The following is a 23,468-nucleotide window of genomic DNA, read 5'->3' on the forward strand; positions in this document are numbered from 1 at the left end:
GAGCGGATAATGCGCCGGATCATTCAGTTCTCCACCGGAAATGTCGGTGTGCACGCGTTGCGCAGCATCATCGAGCGCCCAGATCTCGAGCTGGCGGGTGTCCACGCGAGCAGCGCCGGCAAGACCGGGCGCGACGCTGCCGAGCTGTGTGGATTGCCCGCGCCGACCGGTGTCACCGCCACCGACGACATCGAGGCGTTGGTGGCCCTCGACGCCGACTGTGTTGTGTACACCTCCCAGGCCGAGACCAGGCCGACGGCGGCCATCGACGAAATCAGTCGTTTCCTGCGTGCCGGCACCAATGTGGTCGGCACCTCCTTCGTTTGGCTGGTCGCACCTGAGCAGGCCGATGGCTGGCTGCGCGAACCGTTGGCCGCCGCGTGCGCCGACGGTGAGAGCACGTTGTACATCAACGGCATCGACCCGGGATTCTCCGGTGACACACTGGTGTTCACGGCCCTGAGCCTGGCGGCGCGTGCCACCGCGGTCACCGTCCAGGAGATCTTCGACTACGGAACCTACGACGACGCGGAGTTCACCGGGGTCAGCTTCGGTTTCGGCACGCGGCCCGACCACACCCCGATCATGTTCTCGCCCGGAGTGCTGTCGTCGATGTGGGGTGCCCAGGTGCGCAGCCTCGCGGTGGACCTGGGGATCGAACTCGACGAGGTACGCGAGCGGCACGAGAAGTGGGTGACCCCCGAACCCATCGACTGCACGATGATGCGTGTCGAGCCCGGTCACGTCGCCGCTGTCAAGTTCGGTGTCGACGGCCTGCGCGGGGGACATCCCGTCATCACCATGGAGCACGTCAACAGGCTCACCGCTGCCGCGGCACCCGAGTGGCCGTTCCCGCCGGACGGCCATCCCGGTGTGCACCGGGTCGTCATCGACGGCAGCCCGGGAATCGAGATCAACACCCACGTAGGGACTTCGGGCATCGATCACAACCAGGGTGGGGTGATCGCCACCGCCGCGCGGGCCGTCAACGCCATCGAGGCGGTGTGCCGCGCGCCGAGCGGACTGCTGGCCGCCGGAGATCTCCGCGCGACCGACCATGTCCGGGGTGTCATGTGGTGAACCGCAGACCATGACCGCACCGCGACGCCCACCGACGGGGGGGCAGGCGCGAGCCGAGCGCACCCGCGCCGCGGTGATCGACGAGACGGTCCGCTGCATCCTGGACGAGGGCTTCGCCCCGCCCAGCGTTCGACACATCACCGAACGCGCCGGCGTGACATGGGGGGTCGTCCAGTACCACTTCGGTGATCTCGACGGCATCCTGATGGCCGTAGTAGACCAGGGCTTCGGCGAGCTGCTCGACACGTTGGCTGATCTGTCACCGGAAGCTGCGCGGCTGGACCCGCGGGCGCGGGTGGCCTTCGTGGTCGAGGCGGTGTGGCAGGCCTTCTCCAGCGCGACTTCCCGTGCCGCGCTGGAGATCCTGATCTCGACCCGCGGCATCCGGGGCGACGCGGTGAACACCCACCTGGCAGAGCTGATGGCCAAGCTCACCGATCTCGGCAGGCAACTCGGCGAAGGGCTGGCGGCGCCGGACGCCACGCATGTCGGCAATCTCATCTGGAACGCCCTGCGCGGCATCGTCATTGCGCAGATGACCTGGCCCGAACCGGTTGACCAGTCACGGGATCTGCAGACGCTGGTCGACGTGGTGAGCACTTACATCGCCGCGCAGTGACCCCGGCTCAGAACGTGGACATCGGGCGCACGCTGTTGGCCAGGTCGATCAGCGCGTAGCGGTGCGCCTGAGTCGGCGCGACCCTGGCGAGGTTGCGCAGCGCCGCCTCGACACCCAGCTGCAGGCCGTGCTCGGTGAACGGGAACCCGAGGATGTGGTTGGTGCTGGCGGTGTTGTCGGCGAGCCAGTCCATCGCGGTTCCCAGGACGAGTGCCCGGATCTGCAACACTCGCGGCTCGGTGTCGGGCAGCGCCTCCACCCGGCGCGCGGCGTTGCGGATCTGCTGCTCGGTGATCTCACTGGCAGAGCGGCCGGACAGAAGAGTGACCGCACTGGTCAACCGCGCGGTGGTGAAGTGCCTCGAGGTGGCCGGCACCTCGTCGAGGGTCCGGACCGCCGCATCGCGTGCGCCCTGGGCGGACTGGGCGCGCGCCAGGCCGAAGCCGGCCGAGATGATGCCGTGGTCGGTGGACCAGACGGTGTCGTAGAACTTGCGTTCGGGCGCGGTCGACACGTCCGCGCCGGCCAGCTCGGCTGTCGCCGCCAGCGCCAGCTTCGGTGCCAGCTCGCCGGGCAGGGTGTCGAGCACCTCGGTGAAATGCTTGATGGCCGAGTCGTAGTCGGCAGTGAGCAACTCGGAGACGGCGCGGAACCACACCAGCCGCCACCGCCAGCCCACCCGCTCGGCGAGGTCGTCGAGCTTGCGGGTGGCCTTGGCCACGTCACCGAGGTCCAGCAGCGCGCGCACCTCCATCAGCGGCAACTCGATCGACTCCGACAGGTCGATGCCCTCGGAGTCCAGCGCCCCGTGCCGCGCGGCCCGTAGCGAATCCAGCGTCTGCACCGGCTCACTGAGCACCGTGGCCGACAGCACCGCCGCGCCGACGTCGGAGGGATCGACCAGCGGCACCTGCAGCGCCCTGACGATCTCCTGTGCGGTGAGCTTCTCCGAATGGACCTGGCCGTCGAGGTAGACATCGGTGTGCGCGACCAGCAGGTCGACGCCGAACGTGGACCGGGACGGGCTGAACACCGTCGACAGGCCGGGGCGCGGCACCCCGGTGTCGTGTGCGACCACTTCACGCAGCACACCCATCAACTGGCTGGCCATCTCCTCGGCGGTGCGGAACCGCCGCCGCGGGTCGGGGTCCGTCGCGCGATGCAACAGCCGGCCGAACGAGTCGTATTCGGCCAGCACCGGATCGTCCTCGGGCAGCCCGTCGACGTAGCGCCCCTTGCGGGTACGCAGATGCAACGTCAGCGCCGCCAGGGTGCGGCCGACCGTGTAGATGTCTGAGGCGATGGTCGGCCCGGTGCGCACGATCTCCGGCGCCTGGTAACCGGGTGTGCCGTAGAGATAGCCGAACGAGTTGATCGGCGAGACCGCGCCGAGGTCGATGAGCTTGAGCTGATCCTCGGTCACCATGATGTTCTCGGGCTTGAGGTCGTTGTACACCAGCCCGTTGACGTGCAGATAGCCCAGCGCGGGCAGGATCTCGAGCATGAAGCCGATGGCCTCGGCCACCGGAAGCCGGGTGCCCTCGGTCTGCTTGAGCCGGGTGGCCTGCTTGAGCGACGATCCGCCGACGTACTCCATGACGATGTAGCCGACCGGGTTGCCGTGCTTGTCGTCGTGCTCGACGAAGTTGTAGATCTTGACGATGCCGGGGTGGGTCACCTCGGCGAGGAACTGCCGTTCGGCCATCGCGATGGCCTGGGCCTCGGCGTCACCGGAGTGCACCAGGCCCTTGAGCACCACCGGACGGTCGTTGACGTTCTTGTCGAACGCCAGATACACCCAGCCCAGACCACCGTGCGCGATGCAGCCCTTGATCTCGTACTGGTCGGCCACGATGTCGCCGACGCCCAGCTGCGGCAGGAACGAGTACGAGCTGCCGCAGTGTGGGCACCAGCCCTCCGACAGAGCCCGCCCGTCGGGCGTCGACCGGCCGACGGGTCGTCCGCAGTTCCAGCAGAAGCGCTTGGACTCCGCCACGACGGGGTCGGTCATCAGCGCGGCGAGCGGGTCCACGGCGGGCACCCTGGGGATCTCCACCAGCCCGCCGCCGAGCCGACGGGTCGGCGACACCGTCCGGGTCAGCGTCGTGGGCTGGTCCTGAGGTTCGGTGTCGCCGGTCTGCAGCGAATCGCCGTCCTCATCGTCATCGTCGAAGTTGGGGCGGAACACCGCCTGCGTTGACATCGGACGCATCGTCGGCGCCGACTCCATGTCGAGTTCGTCCAGGCTCGCCGGCTGGGTGCCCGGGTCTTCATCGTGGTCCCTGTCGTGGTCCTCGCGTGGCGCTTCGCTCATCAGTCCGAGTACCTCGCCGGCGGAGCCTGCGGTGCCGGACCCAGCACCGTCAACCACTTGCGGTACAACGTGTTCCAGGTGCCGTCGCGGCGGATCCGTTCGAGGGTGCCGTTGACGAACCGGACCAGGCCGGTGTTCTCCTTGTTGATGCCGATGCCGTACGGCTCCTCACTCAGCGAGGGGCCGACGATGTGCAGATACGGATCCTGGGCCACCAGTCCCGCCAGGATCGAGTCGTCGGTGCTGACCGCGTCGACCTGGCGTTGTTGCAGCGCGACCAGACAGTCGGCCCACGTGACCGCGCCGACGACGATCGGCGGCGGCGCGATCTCCTGGATCCGCTGCAGCGACGTGGTGCCCTTGGCGACGCAGACCCGCTTCCCCGACAGATCGGCCGGGGTCCTGATCGGCGAGTCGCGCGGGGCCAGGATCCGTTGGTCGGCGGTCAGATACACCGTGGAGAAGTTCACCTGCTCCTTGCGCTCACAGGTGATGGTCATGGTCTTGACCACCACGTCCACCTCGTTGTTCTGCAGCGCATCGACACGGTCCGCCGACGACAGGATCCGGTACTCGACCTGCGACGGGGTGCCGAAGATGTCACGCGCGATCTCCCCGGCGATGTCGACGTCGAACCCGGTGATCTCGCCGGTGATCGGGTCGCGGAAGCTGAACAGGTTGCTGCCGATGTCCAGGCCGACCACCAGCCTGCCGCGGTCCCTGATGTTGGCGACTGCCTCCTCGGCCTCGGCGTCGGTGTCGAACGGGCGCAGGCTTGCCGTCAGGTTGCAGTCGTCGCCGGCTGCGCTCGGCGCCCGCGCCGACTCCGGCGGCAACTCCTCCATCCCGGCCGGCGTCGGCGGCGCCAGCGTGACGCCGGGGGTGGGAGCCATCGGCGCGGCCTCGGCGCAGCCGCTCAACAGCAGCGCCGTCGCCAGTAGCGTCCCCAGTGTCCTGTTCATGTGCCCCCGCTACCGATACTCGCTCAGTCTCGGCCAGATTCCCAGCGCCACGGCGATGGCCGCCACGACGCTGAGCGCGGCGGCGCCGACGGTGGCACCCGAGAGCACCCGGCGGGCGTTGACGATGTCGCTGCGCAGCTGGTTGCGGCTCTGCTCGATGCCTTTGGTCAACGCTTCGTCGAGCTTGTCGAATGCGGGGGTGGCGTCGTCCTCGCCGACCCCCAGCGCGACCTGCGTCGCCGCCTGGTAGTTGCCGACCGCGATGTAGGCGGTGATCCGGTCGTCGGCGGCGCGCCACCGGTCGAGCAGCTCGTCCGCCTCGGCCAGGTCGGTCTTGTCGATCGAGTCGTCCCGCGCCAGGTATTTGGCCAGCTGGTCCTGCATCGCCTCGATTCGCTGGTAGTACGACTGCTTGCGGATGTTCTCGTCGCCGCGACGGATCAGCGACAGGGTCTCGTCGGCGCGGGCCTGCTGGGCGGTGATCGCCAGGTTGGTGACGGTCTTGAGGGACTCGGCCGCGGTGTCCTTCGCGCTTCGGCTGTCCGACGTCGAGATCACCAGTGCGGTGCCCACCCAGATCAACATGATCAGGACCGCCATCCCGCCGGCGACGAACCCGATGTTGACCCGTCTTCGGGTGCGCTTGGCCAGCCAGCGGTTGGCGAACAACCCGAACAGCAGGGTCGCCAACACCACCAGGATCACCGGGCCCGGGATTCGGGTCGAGGCGGTGGTCTCGGCGTCCACCCGCGCCGAGGTCTCCTCGTAGAGCCGCTGGGCATCGGGCAGGATCTGCTGCTGCATCATCGACGACGCCTCGGACAGGTACGAGGATCCGACCGGGTTGCCCGCCCGGTTGTTGGTGCGTGCCGTCTCGACCAGCCCGGTGTACACGGCCAACCGGGCGTTGATGCGGCCGAGCAACTGCACCATCGGCTCATCGGTCAACCCGCTCGACGCCCGCGTCACCGCCACCGAGGCGTCGGTGATCGCCTGCTCGTAGCGCTGCCGCACCGCGCGGGGTTCGACACCGGCGATGAACGCCGTGGCCGCTGCGGCGTCGGCGACCGACAGGGTGGTGTAGAGCTGCCCGGCGGCGAACGACAGCGGCTCCGTGTGATTGAGCACGGTGGTCAACGCCTGCTGCCGGTTGTTGATCGTCGTCGACGTCGCGAACGCGCTGCCGACCACCAGCGCCGCCAACACCAATCCGATGCTCAGGATGCGGCCGGGAGTCGTCCACAGGAACCACCACCGGGGATGCGACGGCGTTGTCGGCGACCGCGACGCAAGAGGTTCGGTCGAGGGATGCGCCAACTCCACAGTCACGGTTGCGCGGACCTCATCTTGGTCTCGATCTCTCTGGCTTTCGTATCGACTTCACCCGAACTCTATAAAAGAAGTCTAAGAGCTGGCCGTGCGAACTGTGTGCATTCGACGACGGCGATTGCGGGTGACTACCCCGATTCTCACCGCTGTTCCCTATCCTGAACGCGTGCGCGGGGACGGTGACGGCTGGGTGGTGTCGGCCAATGGTGCCGCTTACTGGGGCAGGCACGGTGCCGCGGGACTGTTGCTGCGAGCGCCCCGGCCCGACGGCTCCGCGGCGGTGCTGCTGCAGCACCGGGCGCCGTGGAGTCACCAGGGAGGTACCTGGGGGCTGCCCGGCGGCGCCCGCGACAGCCACGAGACCCCTGAGCAGGCCGCGATGCGCGAAGCTCACGAAGAGGCCGGGCTCCCCGCCGATGCGCTGACCGTGCGCACCACGGTGGTGACGGCCGAGGTGTCCGGGTGGACGTACACGACCGTCATCGCCGACGCCGAGAAGCTGTTGGACACCGTCCCCAACCGGGAGAGCGCCGAGCTGCGCTGGGTGGCTGAGGACGAGGTGACCGAGCTGCCCCTGCACCCGGGTTTCGCCGCGAGCTGGGACCGGCTCCGCAGCCTCGCCGCGTCCATCCCGCTGGGGGTCATCCGCGAGATCTGAGCAGCCTGCTGAGCTCCTCGGCCGCCGCCTTCGGGTCGTCGGCGGCCGTGATCGCGCGGACCACGACGATGCGGCGCGCGCCGGCCTCGAGCACCTCGGGCACCCGTGCGGTGTCGATACCGCCGATGGCGAACCACGGCTTGCCGGTGCCGGTGGTGTCCTCGAGCGCGCGGGCGGCGCGGACCAGGTCCAACCCCGGCGCCGCGCGCCCCGGCTTGGTGGGTGTCGGCCAGCACGGCCCGACGCAGAAGTAGTCGACGTCTTCGGCCATCGCGGCCTGCACCTGGTCGATGTCGTGGGTCGAGCGACCCACGACGGTGTCGCCGACGATGCTGCGCGCCACCTCCAGAGGAAGGTCGTCCTGGCCCAGATGCAGGACGTCCGCGCCGGCAGCCAGCGCGATGTCGGCGCGGTCGTTGACGGCCAGCAACGCGCCGTGGCGCCGCGCCGCGTCGCCGATCGTCGCCAGCGCGTCGAGCTCCTGGCGGGCCTCCAGCGGGCCGAACCGTTCCTCCCCCGGGGAGCCCTTGTCCCTGAGCTGGATGATGTCGACCCCGCCCGCCAGCGCCTGCTCGGCGAACTCCGCCAGGTCACCGCGTTCGCGGCGGGCGTCGGTGCACAGGTACAGCGACGACGAGAGCAGTCGGGTGCGCGGCGAGGTGTCACTCACACTGCGAAACGCTAACCGCGTGCCGACGTAGGCTGGTAACCGACCACACGGGAGTCCCGGGTACGGGGACTGAGAGTGAGCGCGCCGTTCTTACCGTCACACCTGATCCGGGTCATGCCGGCGAAGGGAGGAGAAGATGCCGACCATGAGCAGGAAAGCCATGAACCTTGCTGTCGTCGGCGGCGGCGTCATCGGATTGGCTGTCGCCCGCCGCGCCGCCCAGGACGGTTGGGCGGTCCGGGTGCACCGGGCCGAGCAGCGCGGCGCATCCTGGGTCGCCGGCGGCATGCTCGCGCCGCACAGCGAGGGCTGGCCCGGTGAGGAACGCCTGCTGCGGATCGGCCTGGAGTCGCTCGAGCTGTGGCATCGGGGATTTCTGGACGGCCTGCCACCCGAGGTGGTGACGGCCCGGCAATCGCTGGTCGTCGCGGTGGACCGCGCTGATGCTGCAGATCTGAAGACCGTCGGCGAGTGGCTGGCCGGCCAGGGTCATCCCGTGACGCTGACGAATTCCGCGCGCGACATCGAACCGCTTCTCGCCCAGGGCATTCGGCACGGATTCACCGCAGACACCGAGCTGGCGGTGGACAACCGGGCCGTCGTGGACGCGCTCGCCGCGCACTGCGGTCGGCTCGGCGTGCAGTGGGCACCACCGGTGCAGGACCTCGCCCGGGTCGACGCGGACACCGTCGTCATCGCCAACGGGATCGACGCGCCCACGCTCTGGCCGGGGTTGCCGGTCCGCCCGGTCAAGGGTGAGGTGTTGCGGCTGCGATGGCGTCGCGGATGTATGCCCGTGCCGCAGCGGGTCATCCGGGCACGGGTGCACGGACGCCAGGTGTATCTGGTGCCCAGGGCCGACGGTGTGGTGGTCGGCGCGACGCAGTACGAACACGGCCGGGACACCGCTCCCGCGGTGACCGGTGTGCGGGAACTGCTCGACGACGCCTGCGCGGTGGTGCCCGCGCTCGGTGAGTACGAGTTCGCCGAGTGCGCCGCCGGGCTGCGGCCCATGACCACCGACAACCTTCCGCTCGTCGGCAGGCTCGACGAGCGCACCCTGGTGGCGGCAGGTCATGGCCGCTCAGGGTTCCTGCTGGCCCCATGGACGGCCGAGGTGATCGCCGCGGAGCTGTCCGGCGTACCGCTGCCGAACCCCGACGAACTGAAGGTGGCGCGATGAAGGTCGTGGTCAACGATGAAACGGTGGAGATCGACGATCAGATGACAGTGGCAGGCCTGCTCGAATCGCTCGGGTTCCCGGAGAAGGGGATCGCGGTGGCGGTCAACTGGTCGGTGATCCCGCGGTCGCAGTGGGACACGACACTCGACGACGGTGCGAAGGTGGAAGTGGTGACGGCGGTGCAGGGTGGTTGAGGTGGCGGTGCACACCGGACCGGACAAGTTGAGCATCGCCGACCGGGAGTTCGGCTCGCGGTTGATCCTCGGCACCGGCGGGGCGGCCAACCTCGCGGTGCTCGAGGAGGCGTTGATCGCCTCGGAGACCGAGCTCACCACGGTGGCGATGCGTCGTGTCGACGCCGACGGCCGCACCGGTGTGCTCGAACTGCTCGCGCGGATCGGCGTCACCCCGCTGCCGAACACGGCCGGTTGCCGCGGGGCGGCCGAAGCGGTGATGACGGCACAGTTGGCGCGCGAAGCGCTGCAGACGAACTGGGTGAAGCTCGAGGTCATCGCCGACGAGCGGACGCTGCTTCCCGACGGTGTCGAATTGATCAGGGCCGCCGAGCAACTGGTCGACGACGGCTTCGTGGTGCTGCCCTACACCAACGACGACCCGGTGTTGGCCCGGCGCCTGGAGGACACCGGCTGTGCCGCGGTGATGCCGCTCGGTTCGCCGATCGGCACCGGCCTGGGCATCGCCAACCCGCACAACATCGAGATGATCGTCGAGCACGCCTCCGTGCCGGTGATCCTCGACGCGGGTATCGGGACCGCGAGCGACGCCGCACTGGCGATGGAACTCGGCTGTGACGCCGTGCTTTTGGCCAGCGCCGTCACCCGTGCCGCCGATCCGGCCGCGATGGCGGCGGCGATGGCCGCCGCGGTCAAGGGCGGCTACCTGGCACGGCGAGCGGGCAGGATCCCGAAGCGGTTCTGGGCGCAAGCCTCCAGCCCGCGGCTGTGAGCGCAAAACGCTATGTGGCGCTGGGTAGTTCGATGGCCGCCGGGCCCGGGATCCAGCCACGGGTGGCAGGCTCGCCACGGGCCGCCGGACGGTCCGCGCGCAACTACCCGCACCTCGTCGCCAGATCGCTGAGCCTCGACCTCGTCGACGTCACCTACTCGGGGGCGACCACCGCGCACGTCCTCACCGAATCCCAGCGCGGGGCGCCGCCGCAGGTGGACGCGCTCGACGGCACCGAGACGCTGGTGACGGTGACGATCGGCGGAAACGACGTCGGCTATGTGCCGATGCTGTTCGCCGCGGGCCTGCCCGGATTCGCACAGTCGGTTCCGTTCCTGGGCGCGCGGTTGCGCGAACTCCTCGACCCCACGGCGCGGGACCGGGCGCTGGCCGAGGTCGGCGAGTCGCTGGTGGAGGTGGGACGGGCGGTGCGACACCGTGCGCCGCACGCGACCGTGGTGTTCGTCGACTACCTCACCCTGCTGCCGCCTCCCGGCGTGGCGGCACCCCCGCTGCGGGATGCCGATGTCGCGCTGGGCCGGCGGGTGGCGACCACCCTGGAGCGGCTGACCGCCGACGCGGCGGCGCAGACCGGGTGTGGGGTGGTGGGTGCCGCCGAGGCCAGCCGGGACCACCACGCGTGGTCGGCGCAGCCCTGGACGACCCGGTTCGGCTGGCCGGTACCGCGCCACCCGGCCCCGCTGCACCCTAATGCCGACGGCATGCGTGCGGTCGCCGACATGGTGGTCGCCGCCGGCACATGATCGAACTTTCCGCTCTGACCAAGGCCTACGGGGCCAACCGTGCCGTCGACGGTCTGACGTGCACCATCGAACCCGGCGTCGTGACCGGCTTCCTGGGCCCCAACGGCGCCGGAAAGACCACCACGATGCGGATCATCCTCGGGCTCGACCACCCGACGTCGGGAACCGCCACCATCGGCGGCAAGGCCTACCGGCAGCTCACCGATCCGTTGCGCAGCGTGGGGGCGCTTCTGGACGCCCGTCAGGTCCACCCCAACCGGTCGGTGCGCAATCACCTGCGCTGGATCGCGGCGACGAACCGTATTCCGGCCCGCCGCATCGACGAGGTGCTGGACATGGTCGGTCTGACCAGCGTCGCGGGTGCCAGGGCGGGCACGCTGTCACTGGGGATGAGCCAGCGCCTCGGAATCGCCGCCGCGCTGCTCGGCGATCCGCCGGTGCTGTTGTTCGACGAACCGGTCAACGGCCTCGACCCGGAGGGGATTCACTGGGCCCGCACGCTGATGCGCACGCTGGCGGCGCAGGGACGCACCGTCCTGGTCTCCAGCCACCTGCTCTCCGAGATGGCGAACACCGCCGACCGACTGGTCGTCATCGGCAGAGGCAAGCTGATCGCCTCCACCACGGTCGCCGAGTTCATCGGCGGCTCCGGGCGGGCCACCGTGTGGGTGCGCAGCCCTCAGCGCGACACCCTGCACGAGATCCTCACCGCCTCCGGGTTGACCGTGACCGGCGCAGTCGATGCGTTGACGGTGCACGACGCCACCACCGAGGCAGTCGGGGAACTGGCCGCCCGGCACTCGATCACGCTGCACGAACTGCGCGCCGAGCAGGTGTCGCTCGAACAGGCCTACCTGGCTTCCACCGACGACGCCACCGAGTACCGGGGTGGCCGCACATGACCCCGCTGACCACGGTGGCCGCGGTGATCAACGCCGAGCGGATCAAGCTGACGACGGTGCGGTCGCCGCTGTGGTCCACGGCGGCGGTGGTGGTGTTGAGCCTGGGCATCGCCGCCCTGCAGGCGGCCGCGGCCTACGACCCCGAACAGTTGAGCGCGCCGACGGCCGCGATGGGAGTCGCGGTGTTCGGGGTGCCGGTGCTGATGGTCGTCGCAGCGATGACGGTGACGGGGGAGTACCGCACCGGGATGGTGCGCACCACGTTTCTGGCCAGCCCGGGACGGACCCTGGTGCTGGTGGCGAAAGCTGTTGTGGCGGCGGTGTTCTCGGGTTCAGTCGGCGCCGTGATGGTTCTCGGGTCGATCCTGGTGGCCCGGGTGGATTTCGACGCGGCGGCGTGGCGAACGACTGCCGCGGTCGGGGTCTACGCGGCATCGGCGGCGGTCCTCGGGGTCGGCGTCGCGGTGCTGTTGCGACACACCGCAGGCGCGGTCACCGTGCTGCTGCTGTGGCCGTTGCTCGTCGAACCACTGCTGGGCAACCTTCCCGGAAGGGGGCCGCAGATCGGGCCGTACCTGCCGTTCGCCAACGTCTTCGAGTTCCTGGACGTGCAATGGCTGTTTCCCAGCTACGCGATGCACTGGGGCCCGGCCGGATCGCTGGGCTATTTCCTCACGGTCGTCGCCGCTGTGTTCGTGACCGCCGTCGTCGCGGTCAATCGCCGTGATGCGTGAGGATTCTTCGCTGATGCGGGGGTAACCCCCGATTCCTGTGGCCGGAGTCCGGCCTAGCCTCGCCGGGTATGTGTGTGAGCGGACTTGGGCCGGGCTACCTGGCCGAGTGGTACCGAGGGGATCTCACCGAAGAGGTCGTCGGCGCCATGGTTTCGGCACTGACCTCGGCAACCGGGCCGACGTCGGGAGCGGGAGCAGCGGTCCGGCTCGTCGCGGTGTTCGCCGTGCCCTCCGACGAAGTGGTCTACGGGTTGTTCACGGCGGCATCGGTACAGGCCATCACCGACGCGTGCGGCAGTGCCTCGATGCCACCCGACCGGCTCACCGGCGACATCGGGGCCTGGGTCGCTAAGGTCGGCCCATGACCTCGGTGGCGATACTCGGTGGGGGCGTCGGCGGTCTGAGCGCAGCGCAGGAACTCGCGCAGCGTGGCTTCGAGGTGACCGTCTACGAGGCCCGGGACGTCTTCGGCGGCAAGGCCCGTTCCATGCCGGTCCCGGGATCGGGGACGGATGGACGCACCAATCTCCCGGCCGAACACGGGTTCCGGTTCTTTCCCGGCTTCTACCGCCACATCACCGACACGATGAAGAACATCCCCGGTGACAAGGGAACCGTCTACGACCACCTGACGCCGTGCAGCGAGATCCTGATGGCGCAGGGGGACGGGCGCAGTGAGCTCGTCGCCCCGATCAAGGTTCCCGGTTCGCTCGCCGAGCTCGCCGATGGACTGCGCTTCCTTCGTGACCTGACGTCGCAGGTGGGCATCCCGCTCCACGAGCTGGCCGTCTTCGTCGACCGGATTCTGACGATGATGACGTCGTGTGACGAACGGCGGCTCGCCGAGTTCGAAGCGATGAGCTGGTGGGACTTCGTCGAGGCGGAGCACAAGTCCGATGCCTACAAGAAGTTCCTCGCCACCGGGATGACGCGCACCCTGGTGGCCGCCAAAGCCGAGGAGATGTCCGCACGGACCGGCGGAACCATTCTCTGCCAACTGATCTACGACATCCTGCGTCTCGACGGGCGCCTCGACAACGTCCTCGACGGGCCGACCAGTGAGGTGTGGATCGACCCTTGGCTGGAGCACCTCCAAAGCCTGGGCGTCACCTTGCAGCCCGAGTGCACCGTCGCCGGCATCCACTGCGAAGCGGGTCTCATCACCGGGGTCACCATCGTGGCCCCGGACGGTGACCGCCGCATCGAGGCGGACCACTACATCGCGGCACTGCCGGTGGAGAGATTCTGCGACCTCGTGTCGCGGTCGATGCGTTCGGCGGACCCGCGGCTCGGGCTGATCCGCCACCTGGAGTACGACTGGATGAACGGGGTGATGTTCTATTTGGACACCGACGAGCCCCTCGAGCACGGCCACGCGATCTTCATCGACTCCGAGTGGGCGCTGACCGCGATCTCACAGAAGCAGTTCTGGCCCGACATCGATCTGACGCAGCGCGGCGACGGCCGGGTCGAGGGCATTCTCTCGGTGGACGTGTCGGCCTGGGACGTGCCCGGTCCGGTGACCGGGAAGGTCGCGTCGGCGTGCACGAAGGAGGAGATCCGGCAAGAGGTCTGGGCACAGCTGGTCCGGCACATCGACGACGGGCGCCTGGACGAATCGAACGTGCTGTCGTGGTTCCTCGACCCTGCGATCGAGTTCCCCAACCCCGGCAAGGCGACCAACGCCGAACCACTGCTGGTCAACGTGAAGTGCTCGTGGGCTCACCGGCCGGACGCGGTCACCGCCATCCCGAACCTGTTCCTGGCCGCCGACTTCGTCCGCACCAAAACCGATCTCGCGACGATGGAGGCGGCCAACGAAGCCGCCCGCGCCGCCGTCAACGGCATCCTCGAAGCCACGGGTTCGCCCCATTCCCGTTGCACGATATACGATCTCGCCGAGCCCCGGATCCTGTGGCCGTTCCGCCAGCTGGACCGGGTGCTGTTCCGGCTCGGTCGCAGGACCGCCAGACCCCCGTTCCGGCTGACCACCGCAGGCGCATTGAAACCCACGGGTCCGTTGGCCCGGGCCGGCCTGGCGGCTCTCCGGGTGCGCGGCAAAGGCGCATTTCTCGCTCAGCCCGGCTCGCACTGAATCCTGAACGCTGCTATCGCATCCGGTCCAGCCGCCGCCCCAACTCGGCCCGGGTCCGGATGCCGAGCTTGGAGTACACCCGGCTCAGATTGTGTTCCACCGTCTTGAGGCTGATGAACAACTGCGCGGCGATGTCGCGGTTCCGCAGGCCGGACGCGGCCAGGTCGGCGACGCGCTGCTCGGACGGCGTCAGCGGGGATTCGGCGCTGCGACCGGCGTGGGTACGGGCAAGTTCGGCGCGCACCCGTTGTGCCCACAGCGTCGCCCCCATCGCCTCGAACGCCTCGAGTGCCTCCCGAAGCGTCCTTCCGGCCGCGTCTTTTGCACGTCTGCGCCGCTGCAGCTGACCCAGCAACAGCTGAGATCGGCGGTGCTCGAACGGCATGGGAAGCCGCTCGTGCTCGGCCATCGCCTCCTCGGTCTTGGCGAGCGCCTCGTCGAGAGATCCGTTCGCAGCCAACAGCATTGCCCGGCATCTGGCACCGGTGGCCAGCATCCAGGCGCGGTCCAACCGCCGGCCGTGCGTCTCCAGCAGCGTGATCACGTCGTCGGCGTCGTCCAGTCGGCCGAGGGCCACCATGGCCTCGGCGGCGTCGGGAAGGAACCAGCCGTGCATCAACTCGATACCGGGGACCTGAGGTAAGCGGTCCACCAGGGGCTGCAGCGCCGACGCCGCTTCGGCGTAGTCGCCACGCGAGACCTCGAGGAATCCCAGGGTCATCCGCGGCCAGTCGGCCATCCGCGTCGCGCCGGATTCCGCGACCGCCTGCATCACCGCAGCACAGTCCGCGCGGGCGGCGGACTCGTGCCCCTGGTAGGCCGCAACCGCCGCCCGGACGGTCAGTGGGATCACCTCGACGTGGCTGCCGCCGAGTTGTTGCGCACGTTCGACCGCTTCCTGTGCGGAACCCATTGCCGCACCGAGGTTCCCGATCCACATGTCGATCAGGGCGTGGTAGGCGGCGACTCCCATCATGTTGCGGTCGTCGCCTCGCTGCAGACAGCGTTGACGCACTGTCGACAACTGTCTGCGGGCCACGGCGAGGTCACCTGTCCACGCCGAGACCATCGCCTGGATGACGCCGGCGCTGAAGGCCGTTGGCACGTCGTCGTCGACACACTCCAACGCGACCGCACGCGCCAGACTGTCCTCGTCGACGCCGTAACCGTGGATGAACCTGGTGTGTACCCACATCGTCAGCGCCTGCGACGTCATCGACGGGTCACCGAGTTCCTCGGCCAGCGTCACCGCCCGGCGAGCGGTGCCGACCATCTCCTCCACCCAGCCGGCGGGGTCGGCACCGTCGGAGTGAGATCCCATGCCGCGGGCCAGCGACAGCGACATCAGCGTCTGCACCAGGATCGGGGGCGTGTCCCGGGCGTCCTCGGCAGCAGAGTTCAGCAGCGCGATCGCTTCGGTGAAACGGTTGTCGTAGATGTGGACCGCCGCGCGCAGGTTCAGCGCGATCGCGCGCAGCCAGCCCGGACGCAGATCGCCGAGACACGCATCGAGCAGAGCCTGCGCCCTGGCGGTGTCACCGGCCCGGAAGTGGTCACCGGCGGCGCGGACCCGGCGCAGCGGTTTGTCGCCGCCCAGTTGGATCGCCAGCTCCAGCAGCTCGGCGGCGGCCGCCGGGGCACCCCGTTGCCGTGCGGCATCGGCCGCAGAGTCGAGCGCGCCCAGGGTGGCGTCGTCGGCGGACGTGCCGGCCAGCGCGAGGTGGCGTGCCTTGAGTTCGGGCTGCGTCTCGACGGCGGCGAGCGCACGGTGGATGACCCGGCGGCTGGCGGGGGTGGCGTCGGAGTACACCCCACGCGCCAGCAGCGGATGGGTGAACCTCACCTGGTTCCCGTTGATCGTGATGATCCCGTCGGTCTCGACGGTTTCGAGCAGCTCGACGATGTGGTCGGCGGTGGTGGTGTTGACGCGGGCCAGCAGGTCGACGGTGGGTGCGGCCACCGAGGCCACCGCGAGCAACAGGTTGCGGACGTCGCCGTCGAGACGCCCGATCCGGGCGCGCACCAGTTCGGCCAGTGTCTGCGGGAGCCCAGGCTCGGGCCTGAGGTTCTGCCCGTCGAGCGCGCGTGCGAGCTCGAGGGCGTAGAACGGGTTGCCGCCGGAGATCTCGCTGATGCGCACCATCGTCGCGCGAGGTAGGGCGTGCCCGAGCCGGGTCAGGATCAGGCCGTGCAGGCCGCCGAGACTCAGCGGACGCAACCGGGTCCGGGCGGTCGCCGCTGCGACACCGAGCTGCAGCCACGACGACGTGGTGCCCTGGTCGGGGTCGCAGCGCTCGGTCGCCAGGATGCCGATGGGGCCCCTGAGCCGGCGCGCGACGAAGGCGATCACGGACTTGCTCGACGCATCGAGCCACTGCACGTCGTCGATGGCGATGACGACGGGGGAGCGTTCGGCGAGCTCCTCGACGATGACGCCGAACGCCGCCGCGGTCACCCGCTGATCGGTCGCCGGGCCCTCGCCGTCGGCTCTGAGCAGGACGCGGTCCATCGCGAGGCGCTGCAGAGCCGGCAACGACTCGATGACCCCGGCGTCGACATCGGTGAGCAGATCGGCCACCGCCGCGTAGGCGAGCACCGACTCGGCCTCACCGACCCGGGCGCAGAGCACCCGGATCCCTTTCTCGGCGCAGCTCGTAACGGCTTCTGACCACAGGGTCGTCTTGCCGATCCCGGCTTCACCCTCCAGGACGAGGGCCGCCGGACCTGTGGCGACGGAGTCGAGGAAATCGGCGACCGTCTGCCGCTCGGGTGAACGGGCCCCCGCTCCGGTCGACATCGAAGCATCATGACAGGCAGCAAAAACGGTGACAACCGGGACGACGAACGTTCACCCGTTGCCACGTCCGCCCGGAAGGTCCGTGGTAAGACGGGCGTATGGACGACACCGCACCCGAAGACTCGGATTGGAGACGTGCGGTCCTGGCCGACTCCGAGGCCGCGTTGGCGCAGCTGTGCGCCACGGTGGAGCAGATCCTCGCCGAACCGGAGCCCCTGGCGGCCCCCGGCGTGAAGGCGCTGCTGACCGCGGTGGTCGGTGCCACGGCGCTGGCCGACAAGCGGACCCACGAGATCATCGCGTCGTTGCCGGCGGACGGCAGCCGTGACCACGCCGATGCACCGGACGGGGGCGCCTTGACCCAGTTCGGCGAGGCTGTCCTGGAGCGCTTCCGGCGCTCCGGCGGGCCCGTCGACCGATGACCGGGCCGTCCGACCTCCCGAGATGGAAGCTGCCCGAACTCCGTCGCGCGGCATCCGTCGACGACGTCATCGCGAACTTCGATGCCGTCATCGACTGGTCGATCGAAGCCGAGAACGGCATCGGCTACTTCGCGACGGTCTACAAGCGGGCGACCCTGGCCATCCGTGACAAGATCGCCGCCGGTGACTATTTCGACGACAACGCCCGGATGACCCGCTTCGACATCATCTTCGCGCAGCGCTACTTCGATGCACTCAACGCGTACTTCCATCCCCGGGACTACGAAGCTCCCACCCACGTCTGGCAGTGGTGCTTCGACGGCCACGAGTACGAGACGCCGGACCAGCCGATCATGCTGCAGCACATGCTCACAGCGGTGAACTCGCACGTGAACCTGGACCTCGGAATCGCCGCGATGATGGCCGCGCAGGACGGTTCCCTGCGCTCGATGAGAGATGACTTCAACCGGATCAACGACCTGCTGGCCGGTGAGGTGACGCTGTTCCTGGACACCCTCGGCGAACTTTCGGGCAGGGTGAAGGTGATCCGCCGGATCCTGTTGTGTGAGGACCGCATCCTCAACCAGGTGTTGCGGGTCTTCCGGGATCTGGCATGGTCGTTCGCCAATCAGCTTGACATGCAGTCCGATCGGCGCCGGGATCACATCGGCGTCCACGACTCCTGGGCCGGCGTGCTCGGTTCGTACTATCTGCACCCCACCGACACCATCGACGGCCTGGTGCGATGGATCCGCGAGGTGGAGAGCCAGGACATCGCCCACAACATCCGGGTGCTCGATGGCCGCTGACGGGGATGGACGCCGCCTGAATGAACGCTGACTCGATGGACGAACCACAGACCCTGGTGCTGCAGCTGCCCCACCTCGACGTCACCGCGCTGTGCTGGGGACCCGCGGACGGCCGGCTGGTGTTGTGCCTGCACGGGTTCCCCGACAGTGCGTGGGGGTGGCGGAGGATGGCGCCGATACTGGCCGAGCGGGGCCTGCGGGTGGTGGCGCCCTTCTCCCGGGGATACGCACCGACCGGGCCCGCTCCCGACAGTGACTATCACATCGGGGCCCTGATGTATGACGCGCTTGCGGTGTACCGGGAACTCGGAGCGCCCGCCGACGCGGTCGTGATCGGTCACGACTGGGGTGCGTTCACCAGCAACGCGCTCGCTGCGTATCCGGAGTCACCGTTCGCGGTGCACGTCTCGATGGCGGTACCGCCGGTGGCGGCGCTGAACCGGACCCGCGGTCCGGTCGCCCGTCAGCTGAAGATGATGCCGCGCCAGCTGCGCAACAGCTGGTACATCATGTTCTTCCAGCTGCCCGGACTGCCCGAACGGCTGCTGCCCCGCATCATTCCCAGGCTGTGGCGCGACTGGGGACCGCCCGGCTACCCGACCGAGGCCGAGCGCGACGAGGCACTGGCTGCGCTGCCGGGTCCCGCGCACCGGCGCGCGGCCGTCGGCTACTACCGCGCGCTGGCCCGGCCAGGTCGTCCGGCGCCGCGTTACGCCGAACTGCACAAGTGGCGCTTCGAGATGCCGCGGGTGCCGATCCTGTATCTGCAGGGAGTGCAGGACGGCGCCATGCTGGCCGGATACGCCGAGAACATCAACACGGTGCTGCCGGACCGGAGCCGGGTGCTGACCCTGCCGGGGGCGGGGCACTTCCTCCAGATCGAGCAGCCGCAGGTCGCTGCCGAGGCAGTCCTGGACTTCCTGGACTCGCGCTAACGTGGTGGCGTGACGCGCACTCAACGCACGGTCACGGCTGCGCTGGCGGTCGTGGTCCTCGCGATCGGCGGCTGCAGCAGGCAGGCCACTCCAGTACCCGCGCCGACCCCGGATCCTGATCCGGCCGCTGCGGTCGAGTTCGCCGACGGACTCCGAGAGAAGGTCGCCGTCGATGCGATGATGGCGCACCTCGGCAGGTTCGCCGAGATCGCCGACGCCCACGGAGGCAACCGCGCGCTCGGCACCCCGGGATATGACGCGAGCCTGGACTATGTCGTCGATGCGCTGCGGGACAAGGGGTTCGACGTGGACACCCCGGAGTTCGAGGTGCGGATCCCGTGGGCCGACGAGCCGGCGTTGACCGTTGCAGGCGACTCCGTGGAAGCCCGGCCGTTGGAGTACACGATAGGCACCGAACCCGGCGGCGTCACCGGTCCGTTGCTGCCGGCCCGGGTCGAGGACACTCCGGGCTGCACGGCCGATGACTACGACGGGCTGCCCGTCGAAGGCGCGGTGGTGCTCGTCGATCGCGGGTCGTGCCCGTTCGGTGCCAAGCAGGCCGTGGCCGCGGAGCGCGGCGCGGTGGCGCTGATCGTCGCCAACAACGAGGACGGCGACCAGATGGGCGGCACCCTCGGGCAGGACACCGAGGTACGCATCCCGGTCGTCAGCGTCACCAGGGACGCGGGTGCGCAGTTGCGCGGGCAGTCGGGTGCCCCGACGGCGCTCACGCTGAACGCCGGGGTCCGGATCGAACAGACCCGCAACGTGATCGCCCAGACCAAGACGGGTTCGACAGCCGACATCGTCATGGTCGGAGCGCATCTCGACAGCGTGGCCGAGGGGCCCGGGATCAACGACAACGCATCCGGGGTCGCGGCGGTGCTCGAAACTGCGCTGCAGCTGGGAAGTTCACCGCAGATCAACAATGCCGTCCGGTTCGGGTTCTGGGGCGCCGAGGAGTTCGGGCTGCTCGGTTCCAGTAACTATGTCGAGTCGCTGGACGCCGAGGCACTCAAGGACATCGCGCTGTACCTCAACTTCGACATGATCGGCTCGCCCAACCCGGGGTACTTCACCTATGACGGTGACCAGTCCACCGCTCCCGACCCGCGCGAAGGCAATCCCCGGATCCCCGAGGGATCCGCGGGAATCGAACGGACCCTGGTGGACTACCTCGACCGGCAGGGAAAGCCCGGCGAGGACACCTCGTTCAACGGCAGGTCCGACTACGACGCGTTCACCAGATCGGGAGTCCCTGCGGGAGGCCTGTTCTCGGGTGCAGAAGCGGAGAAGTCGGCACGGCAAGCCGAAATCTGGGGCGGTCAGGCCGACGAGCCCTTCGACCCGAACTACCACAAGGACACCGACACACTGGACAAGATCGACCGGACGGCGATGCAGATCCACGGTGGCGGCGTCGCCTACTCGGTGGGTCTGTACGCCCAGGACCAGCGTGGCCGCAACGGCATTCCGGTGCGCGAGGACCGTACCCGTCACCAGCTCGAAGAGTCATGACGCGGCGGTGGTCAGCGGCCGTCGCGATGCTGACGGTCACGGCCGTGGTGTCCTGCGCGTCGGACACCCCCGAAACCGAACCGGCGCTGGGTGCGCAACTGGCGGACAAGGTGACCGTCGACGGCGTCCACCGCCATCTGGTGGAGCTGCAGCGGATCGCCGATGCCAACGACGGCAACCGGGCCGACGGTTCACCGGGGCACCAGGCCAGCGTCGACTATGTCGCCGACCTGCTGCGGGAGAGTGGATTCGACGTGCAGACACCGCAGTTCGAACGGCTCTCCGGATCCCGCGGCGGCGAGCCGGGGCTGACCGTGGCAGGCCGTGAGCACCGGGTCGACCAGGCGTCGCTGCTGATCACCACGCCACCGGGCGGGTTACGCGCGCTGACCTTCAGGCCGGGTGAGCCCGCTGGGTGCGAGCAGGACGACTACGACTCGGTGTCGGTCGAGGGCGCCATCGCGGTCGTCGACGACAGCGAGTGCTCGATCGTCGACAAGCAGGACGCCGCGCTCGCCGAGGGAGCGGTCGGATTGCTGGTGGTCAGCCGGGCTAACCCGACCAAACCGGTCGGCGCCCCGGCGAGTCTGTACAGCCCGGGCTACTACGGCAATCTCACTGTTCCGGTCGGCATCATCGACCCGGCTGCGGATGCGGCGCTGCGACGCACCACCAGGCCGGTGACACTGGTGCTCGACAACGAACCGGTGATGACGACGTCGCGGAACGTGCTCGCGCAGACCGCCTCCGGCGACACCGGCAACGTCGTGGTCGTCGGCGCGCACCTCGACAGCGTCCGGTCGGGACCGGGCATCAACGACAACGGGTCGGGTGTGGCTGCGGTACTGGAGACCGCACTGCAACTCGGCGCCCGGCCGCCGGAAGGCAACGCGGTGCGGTTCGCGTTCTGGGGAGCCGAGGAGATCTCCGCCGACGGCTCCACGGACTACGTCCGCTCGCTGACCGGTGAACAACTCGACGACATCGCGCTCTACCTGAACTTCGACATGGTCGCCTCGCCCAACGCCGGTTACTTCACCGACGACGGCGACCAGTCGTCGGTGACCGGCCCGCAGCTCCGTGAGGTCCCCGAGGGCACGGCCGGCATCGAGCGCATGCTGGCCGGACGCCTCAACCTGGCCGGGGTGCGCCCGGCGGACATGCCACTGGGCAGAACCACCGACTACGCCCCGTTCCTGGCGGCGGGCGTGCCGATCGGCGGCATAACCACCGGGTCGTCACAGCGGAAAACAGAAGTCCAGGAACGGATCTGGGGTGGACAGGCAGGAATCGCCTTCGACCCGAACTATCACACTCCTCGGGACACGATCGACAACATCGACCGCGTGGCGCTCGGGATCACGGCTTCGACCGTCGCGTTCGCGGTCGGCAGCTACGCCCAGACGATCGACGGCGTCAACGGGGTGCCGGCGCGGGATCGGCGCCATCGGCCTGCGTCCTAGCGCCGGGCCGGAAGCCCAGCAGTCGCATTCCGTGGTAGACCAGCAACGCGGCGATGGAACCCAGTGCGATCCCGGTGAAGGTCAGATTTCCTGCTTGCCAGGTGAAGTCGGCTATTCCGATGACCAACGGGATGGCGGCCGTCATCTGGTTGACGGGCTTGGAGAAGTCGACGTGGTTGGTCAGCCAGATCCGCACGCCGAGGATGCCGACCAGGCCGTAGAGCACGATGGTGGCGCCGCCGAGCACGCCGGCCGGCACCGCCGAGATCACCGCGCCCACCTTGGGGCACAACGACAACACGATGGCCACCGCCGCGGCGACCCAGTACGCCGCGGTCGAGTAGACCCGCGTCGCGGCCATCACCCCGATGTTCTCGGCGTAGGTCGTCGTCGCCGAACCGCCGCCGAAGCCGGCCAACGTGGTGGCCACCCCGTCGGCGGCGAGTGCCCGGCCCATCAGCGGGTCCATGTCGGTGCGCGTCATCTGGCCGACGGACTTGACGTGGCCGATGTTCTCGGCGATCAGAGCGATCACCGCGGGCAGGAACATCGGCAGCACCGACAGGGTGAACGCCGGCGTCTGGAACTCGGGCAGCCCGATCCACGCGGCCGAGGCGATCGCCGAGGTGTCGACGTCGCCGAGGAACAGCCCCAGCAGGTAACCCGCCACCACCGCCAGGAAGATCGCGAGCCTGCCGATCATGCCGCGGAACAACGCCAGCGCGCCGACCAGCAGCACCAGCGTGACCAAACCGAGCAGCGGGCCTTCCTCGAAGTTCGACTTGGCTGCCGGTGCCAGGTTGAACCCGATGAGAGCGACCACCGCGCCCGTCACCACCGGCGGCAGGGTCAGGTCGAGCCAGCGGGTACCGGCCAGGTGCACCACCGCGCCGACGAGGATGAGGAGCAGCCCGACCGCGACGATGCCGCCGAGCGCGCTGCCGGTGCCCTGCGCGGCGACCGCGGCGGTGACCGGAGCGATGACCGAGAAGCTCGATCCCAGATAGCTCGGTAGTCGATTGCCGGTGATGAGCAGGAACAGGATGGTGCCGACACCGGAGAACAACAGCGTCGTCGCCGGCGGGAACCCGGTGAGCACCGGTACCAGGAACGTGGCGCCGAACATGGCCACCACGTGCTGGGCGCCCAGCCCCAGGGTGCGCGGCCAGCTCAGCCGCTCGTCGGGCGCGACGACGAAGTCCGGATCCGACCGTGAATCAACGGGCTTCCAGGAAAGTCGCACGCCTG

General features: G+C 69.2%; 22 protein-coding genes and 1 riboswitch. Of the genes, 16 read left to right on the forward strand and 6 right to left on the reverse strand.

Annotated features, from left to right (window positions below):
* Positions 1-9: 9 nt before the first annotated feature.
* Positions 10-1,080 carry an NAD(P)H-dependent amine dehydrogenase family protein gene (locus G6N53_RS07755; protein ID WP_163887950.1) on the forward strand — a complete coding sequence of 357 codons (1,071 nt, stop codon included), beginning with the start codon at positions 10-12 and terminating at the stop codon, positions 1,078-1,080.
* A gap of 10 nt (positions 1,081-1,090) precedes the next feature.
* Positions 1,091-1,699: a TetR/AcrR family transcriptional regulator gene (locus G6N53_RS07760; protein ID WP_163887951.1), complete on the forward strand. Its 609-nt coding sequence runs from the start codon at positions 1,091-1,093 to the stop codon at positions 1,697-1,699.
* Between the two features lie 7 nt (positions 1,700-1,706).
* On the opposite strand, the gene G6N53_RS07765 is transcribed toward G6N53_RS07760, so the two are convergent.
* Genes G6N53_RS07765 through glnX form a run of 3 tightly spaced genes read right to left on the reverse strand, consistent with a single transcriptional unit; the run spans position 1,707 to position 6,304 of the window.
* Positions 1,707-4,013 carry a serine/threonine-protein kinase PknG gene (locus G6N53_RS07765; protein WP_163887952.1) on the reverse strand — a complete coding sequence of 769 codons (2,307 nt, stop codon included), beginning with the start codon at positions 4,011-4,013 and terminating at the stop codon, positions 1,707-1,709.
* Positions 4,013-4,975, reverse strand: a complete 963-nt coding sequence (locus tag G6N53_RS07770; protein WP_163887953.1) for a glutamate ABC transporter substrate-binding protein — start codon at positions 4,973-4,975, stop codon at positions 4,013-4,015. Before G6N53_RS07770 ends, G6N53_RS07765 begins: the two co-directional genes overlap by 1 nt.
* Positions 4,976-4,984: 9 nt before the next feature.
* Positions 4,985-6,304: a protein kinase G-activating protein GlnX gene (glnX, locus tag G6N53_RS07775; RefSeq protein ID WP_163887954.1), complete on the reverse strand. Its 1,320-nt coding sequence runs from the start codon at positions 6,302-6,304 to the stop codon at positions 4,985-4,987.
* Between the two features lie 166 nt (positions 6,305-6,470).
* On the opposite strand from glnX, the gene G6N53_RS07780 reads away from it, so the two are divergent.
* Positions 6,471-6,962, forward strand: a complete 492-nt coding sequence (locus G6N53_RS07780) for an NUDIX hydrolase (protein ID WP_205390327.1) — start codon at positions 6,471-6,473, stop codon at positions 6,960-6,962.
* Here G6N53_RS07780 and thiE read toward each other — a convergent pair.
* On the reverse strand, positions 6,946-7,632 hold the full coding sequence (gene thiE / locus G6N53_RS07785; protein WP_163887955.1) for a thiamine phosphate synthase: 687 nt from the start codon (positions 7,630-7,632) through the stop codon (positions 6,946-6,948). The two genes, G6N53_RS07780 and thiE, sit on opposite strands and share 17 nt — an antisense overlap.
* Before the next feature lie 37 nt (positions 7,633-7,669).
* Positions 7,670-7,778: riboswitch (TPP riboswitch) on the forward strand.
* On the opposite strand from thiE, the gene thiO reads away from it, so the two are divergent.
* The 8 genes from thiO to G6N53_RS07825 all read left to right on the forward strand — a co-directional run bounded on the left by thiO (position 7,778) and on the right by G6N53_RS07825 (position 14,276).
* Complete coding sequence (gene thiO / locus G6N53_RS07790; protein ID WP_205390328.1) at positions 7,778-8,815, forward strand: glycine oxidase ThiO; 1,038 nt, start codon at positions 7,778-7,780, stop codon at positions 8,813-8,815. It overlaps the preceding riboswitch by 1 nt.
* Positions 8,812-9,009 carry a sulfur carrier protein ThiS gene (thiS, locus tag G6N53_RS07795; RefSeq protein WP_163887956.1) on the forward strand — a complete coding sequence of 66 codons (198 nt, stop codon included), beginning with the start codon at positions 8,812-8,814 and terminating at the stop codon, positions 9,007-9,009. The genes thiO and thiS overlap by 4 nt, the downstream gene beginning before the upstream one ends.
* 7 nt (positions 9,010-9,016) lie before the next feature.
* Positions 9,017-9,781, forward strand: a complete 765-nt coding sequence (locus tag G6N53_RS07800) for a thiazole synthase (protein WP_163895611.1) — start codon at positions 9,017-9,019, stop codon at positions 9,779-9,781.
* Positions 9,778-10,545, forward strand: coding sequence for an SGNH/GDSL hydrolase family protein (locus G6N53_RS07805; RefSeq protein WP_264063821.1), 768 nt, complete (start codon positions 9,778-9,780; stop codon positions 10,543-10,545). The genes G6N53_RS07800 and G6N53_RS07805 overlap by 4 nt, the downstream gene beginning before the upstream one ends.
* A complete protein-coding gene (locus tag G6N53_RS07810; RefSeq protein WP_163887957.1) occupies positions 10,542-11,447 on the forward strand; it encodes an ABC transporter ATP-binding protein in 906 nt (301 codons plus the stop codon). The genes G6N53_RS07805 and G6N53_RS07810 overlap by 4 nt, the downstream gene beginning before the upstream one ends.
* Complete coding sequence (locus G6N53_RS07815; protein ID WP_163887958.1) at positions 11,444-12,181, forward strand: ABC transporter permease; 738 nt, start codon at positions 11,444-11,446, stop codon at positions 12,179-12,181. Before G6N53_RS07810 ends, G6N53_RS07815 begins: the two co-directional genes overlap by 4 nt.
* Positions 12,182-12,255: 74 nt before the next feature.
* Positions 12,256-12,546 carry a hypothetical protein gene (locus G6N53_RS07820; RefSeq protein WP_163887959.1) on the forward strand — a complete coding sequence of 97 codons (291 nt, stop codon included), beginning with the start codon at positions 12,256-12,258 and terminating at the stop codon, positions 12,544-12,546.
* Entirely contained in the window at positions 12,543-14,276 is a 1,734-nt protein-coding gene (locus G6N53_RS07825; RefSeq protein WP_163887960.1) for a hydroxysqualene dehydroxylase, read from the forward strand. The genes G6N53_RS07820 and G6N53_RS07825 overlap by 4 nt, the downstream gene beginning before the upstream one ends.
* 13 nt (positions 14,277-14,289) lie before the next feature.
* Here the strand turns inward: G6N53_RS07825 and G6N53_RS07830 are convergent, their stop codons facing one another.
* Entirely contained in the window at positions 14,290-17,073 is a 2,784-nt protein-coding gene (locus G6N53_RS07830; protein ID WP_163887961.1) for a helix-turn-helix transcriptional regulator, read from the reverse strand.
* Between the two features lie 98 nt (positions 17,074-17,171).
* Between G6N53_RS07830 and G6N53_RS07835 the strand changes: the two genes are divergently transcribed.
* The 5 genes from G6N53_RS07835 to G6N53_RS07855 are packed head-to-tail and all read left to right on the forward strand — an operon-like array spanning position 17,172 to position 22,220.
* Complete coding sequence (locus G6N53_RS07835) at positions 17,172-17,495, forward strand: hypothetical protein (RefSeq protein ID WP_163887962.1); 324 nt, start codon at positions 17,172-17,174, stop codon at positions 17,493-17,495.
* Positions 17,492-18,304: a DUF5995 family protein gene (locus G6N53_RS07840; protein WP_163887963.1), complete on the forward strand. Its 813-nt coding sequence runs from the start codon at positions 17,492-17,494 to the stop codon at positions 18,302-18,304. The genes G6N53_RS07835 and G6N53_RS07840 overlap by 4 nt, the downstream gene beginning before the upstream one ends.
* 35 nt (positions 18,305-18,339) lie before the next feature.
* On the forward strand, positions 18,340-19,239 hold the full coding sequence (locus tag G6N53_RS07845) for an alpha/beta fold hydrolase (RefSeq protein ID WP_163887964.1): 900 nt from the start codon (positions 18,340-18,342) through the stop codon (positions 19,237-19,239).
* Between the two features lie 9 nt (positions 19,240-19,248).
* A complete protein-coding gene (locus tag G6N53_RS07850; protein WP_163887965.1) occupies positions 19,249-20,757 on the forward strand; it encodes a M28 family metallopeptidase in 1,509 nt (502 codons plus the stop codon).
* Entirely contained in the window at positions 20,754-22,220 is a 1,467-nt protein-coding gene (locus tag G6N53_RS07855) for a M28 family peptidase (protein ID WP_163887966.1), read from the forward strand. Before G6N53_RS07850 ends, G6N53_RS07855 begins: the two co-directional genes overlap by 4 nt.
* Here G6N53_RS07855 and G6N53_RS07860 read toward each other — a convergent pair.
* Entirely contained in the window at positions 22,174-23,463 is a 1,290-nt protein-coding gene (locus tag G6N53_RS07860; protein ID WP_163887967.1) for a uracil-xanthine permease family protein, read from the reverse strand. The two genes, G6N53_RS07855 and G6N53_RS07860, sit on opposite strands and share 47 nt — an antisense overlap.
* Positions 23,464-23,468: the final 5 nt, after the last annotated feature.

Source organism: Mycolicibacterium hippocampi (assembly GCF_010723735.1).
Classification (GTDB): domain Bacteria; phylum Actinomycetota; class Actinomycetes; order Mycobacteriales; family Mycobacteriaceae; genus Mycobacterium; species Mycobacterium hippocampi.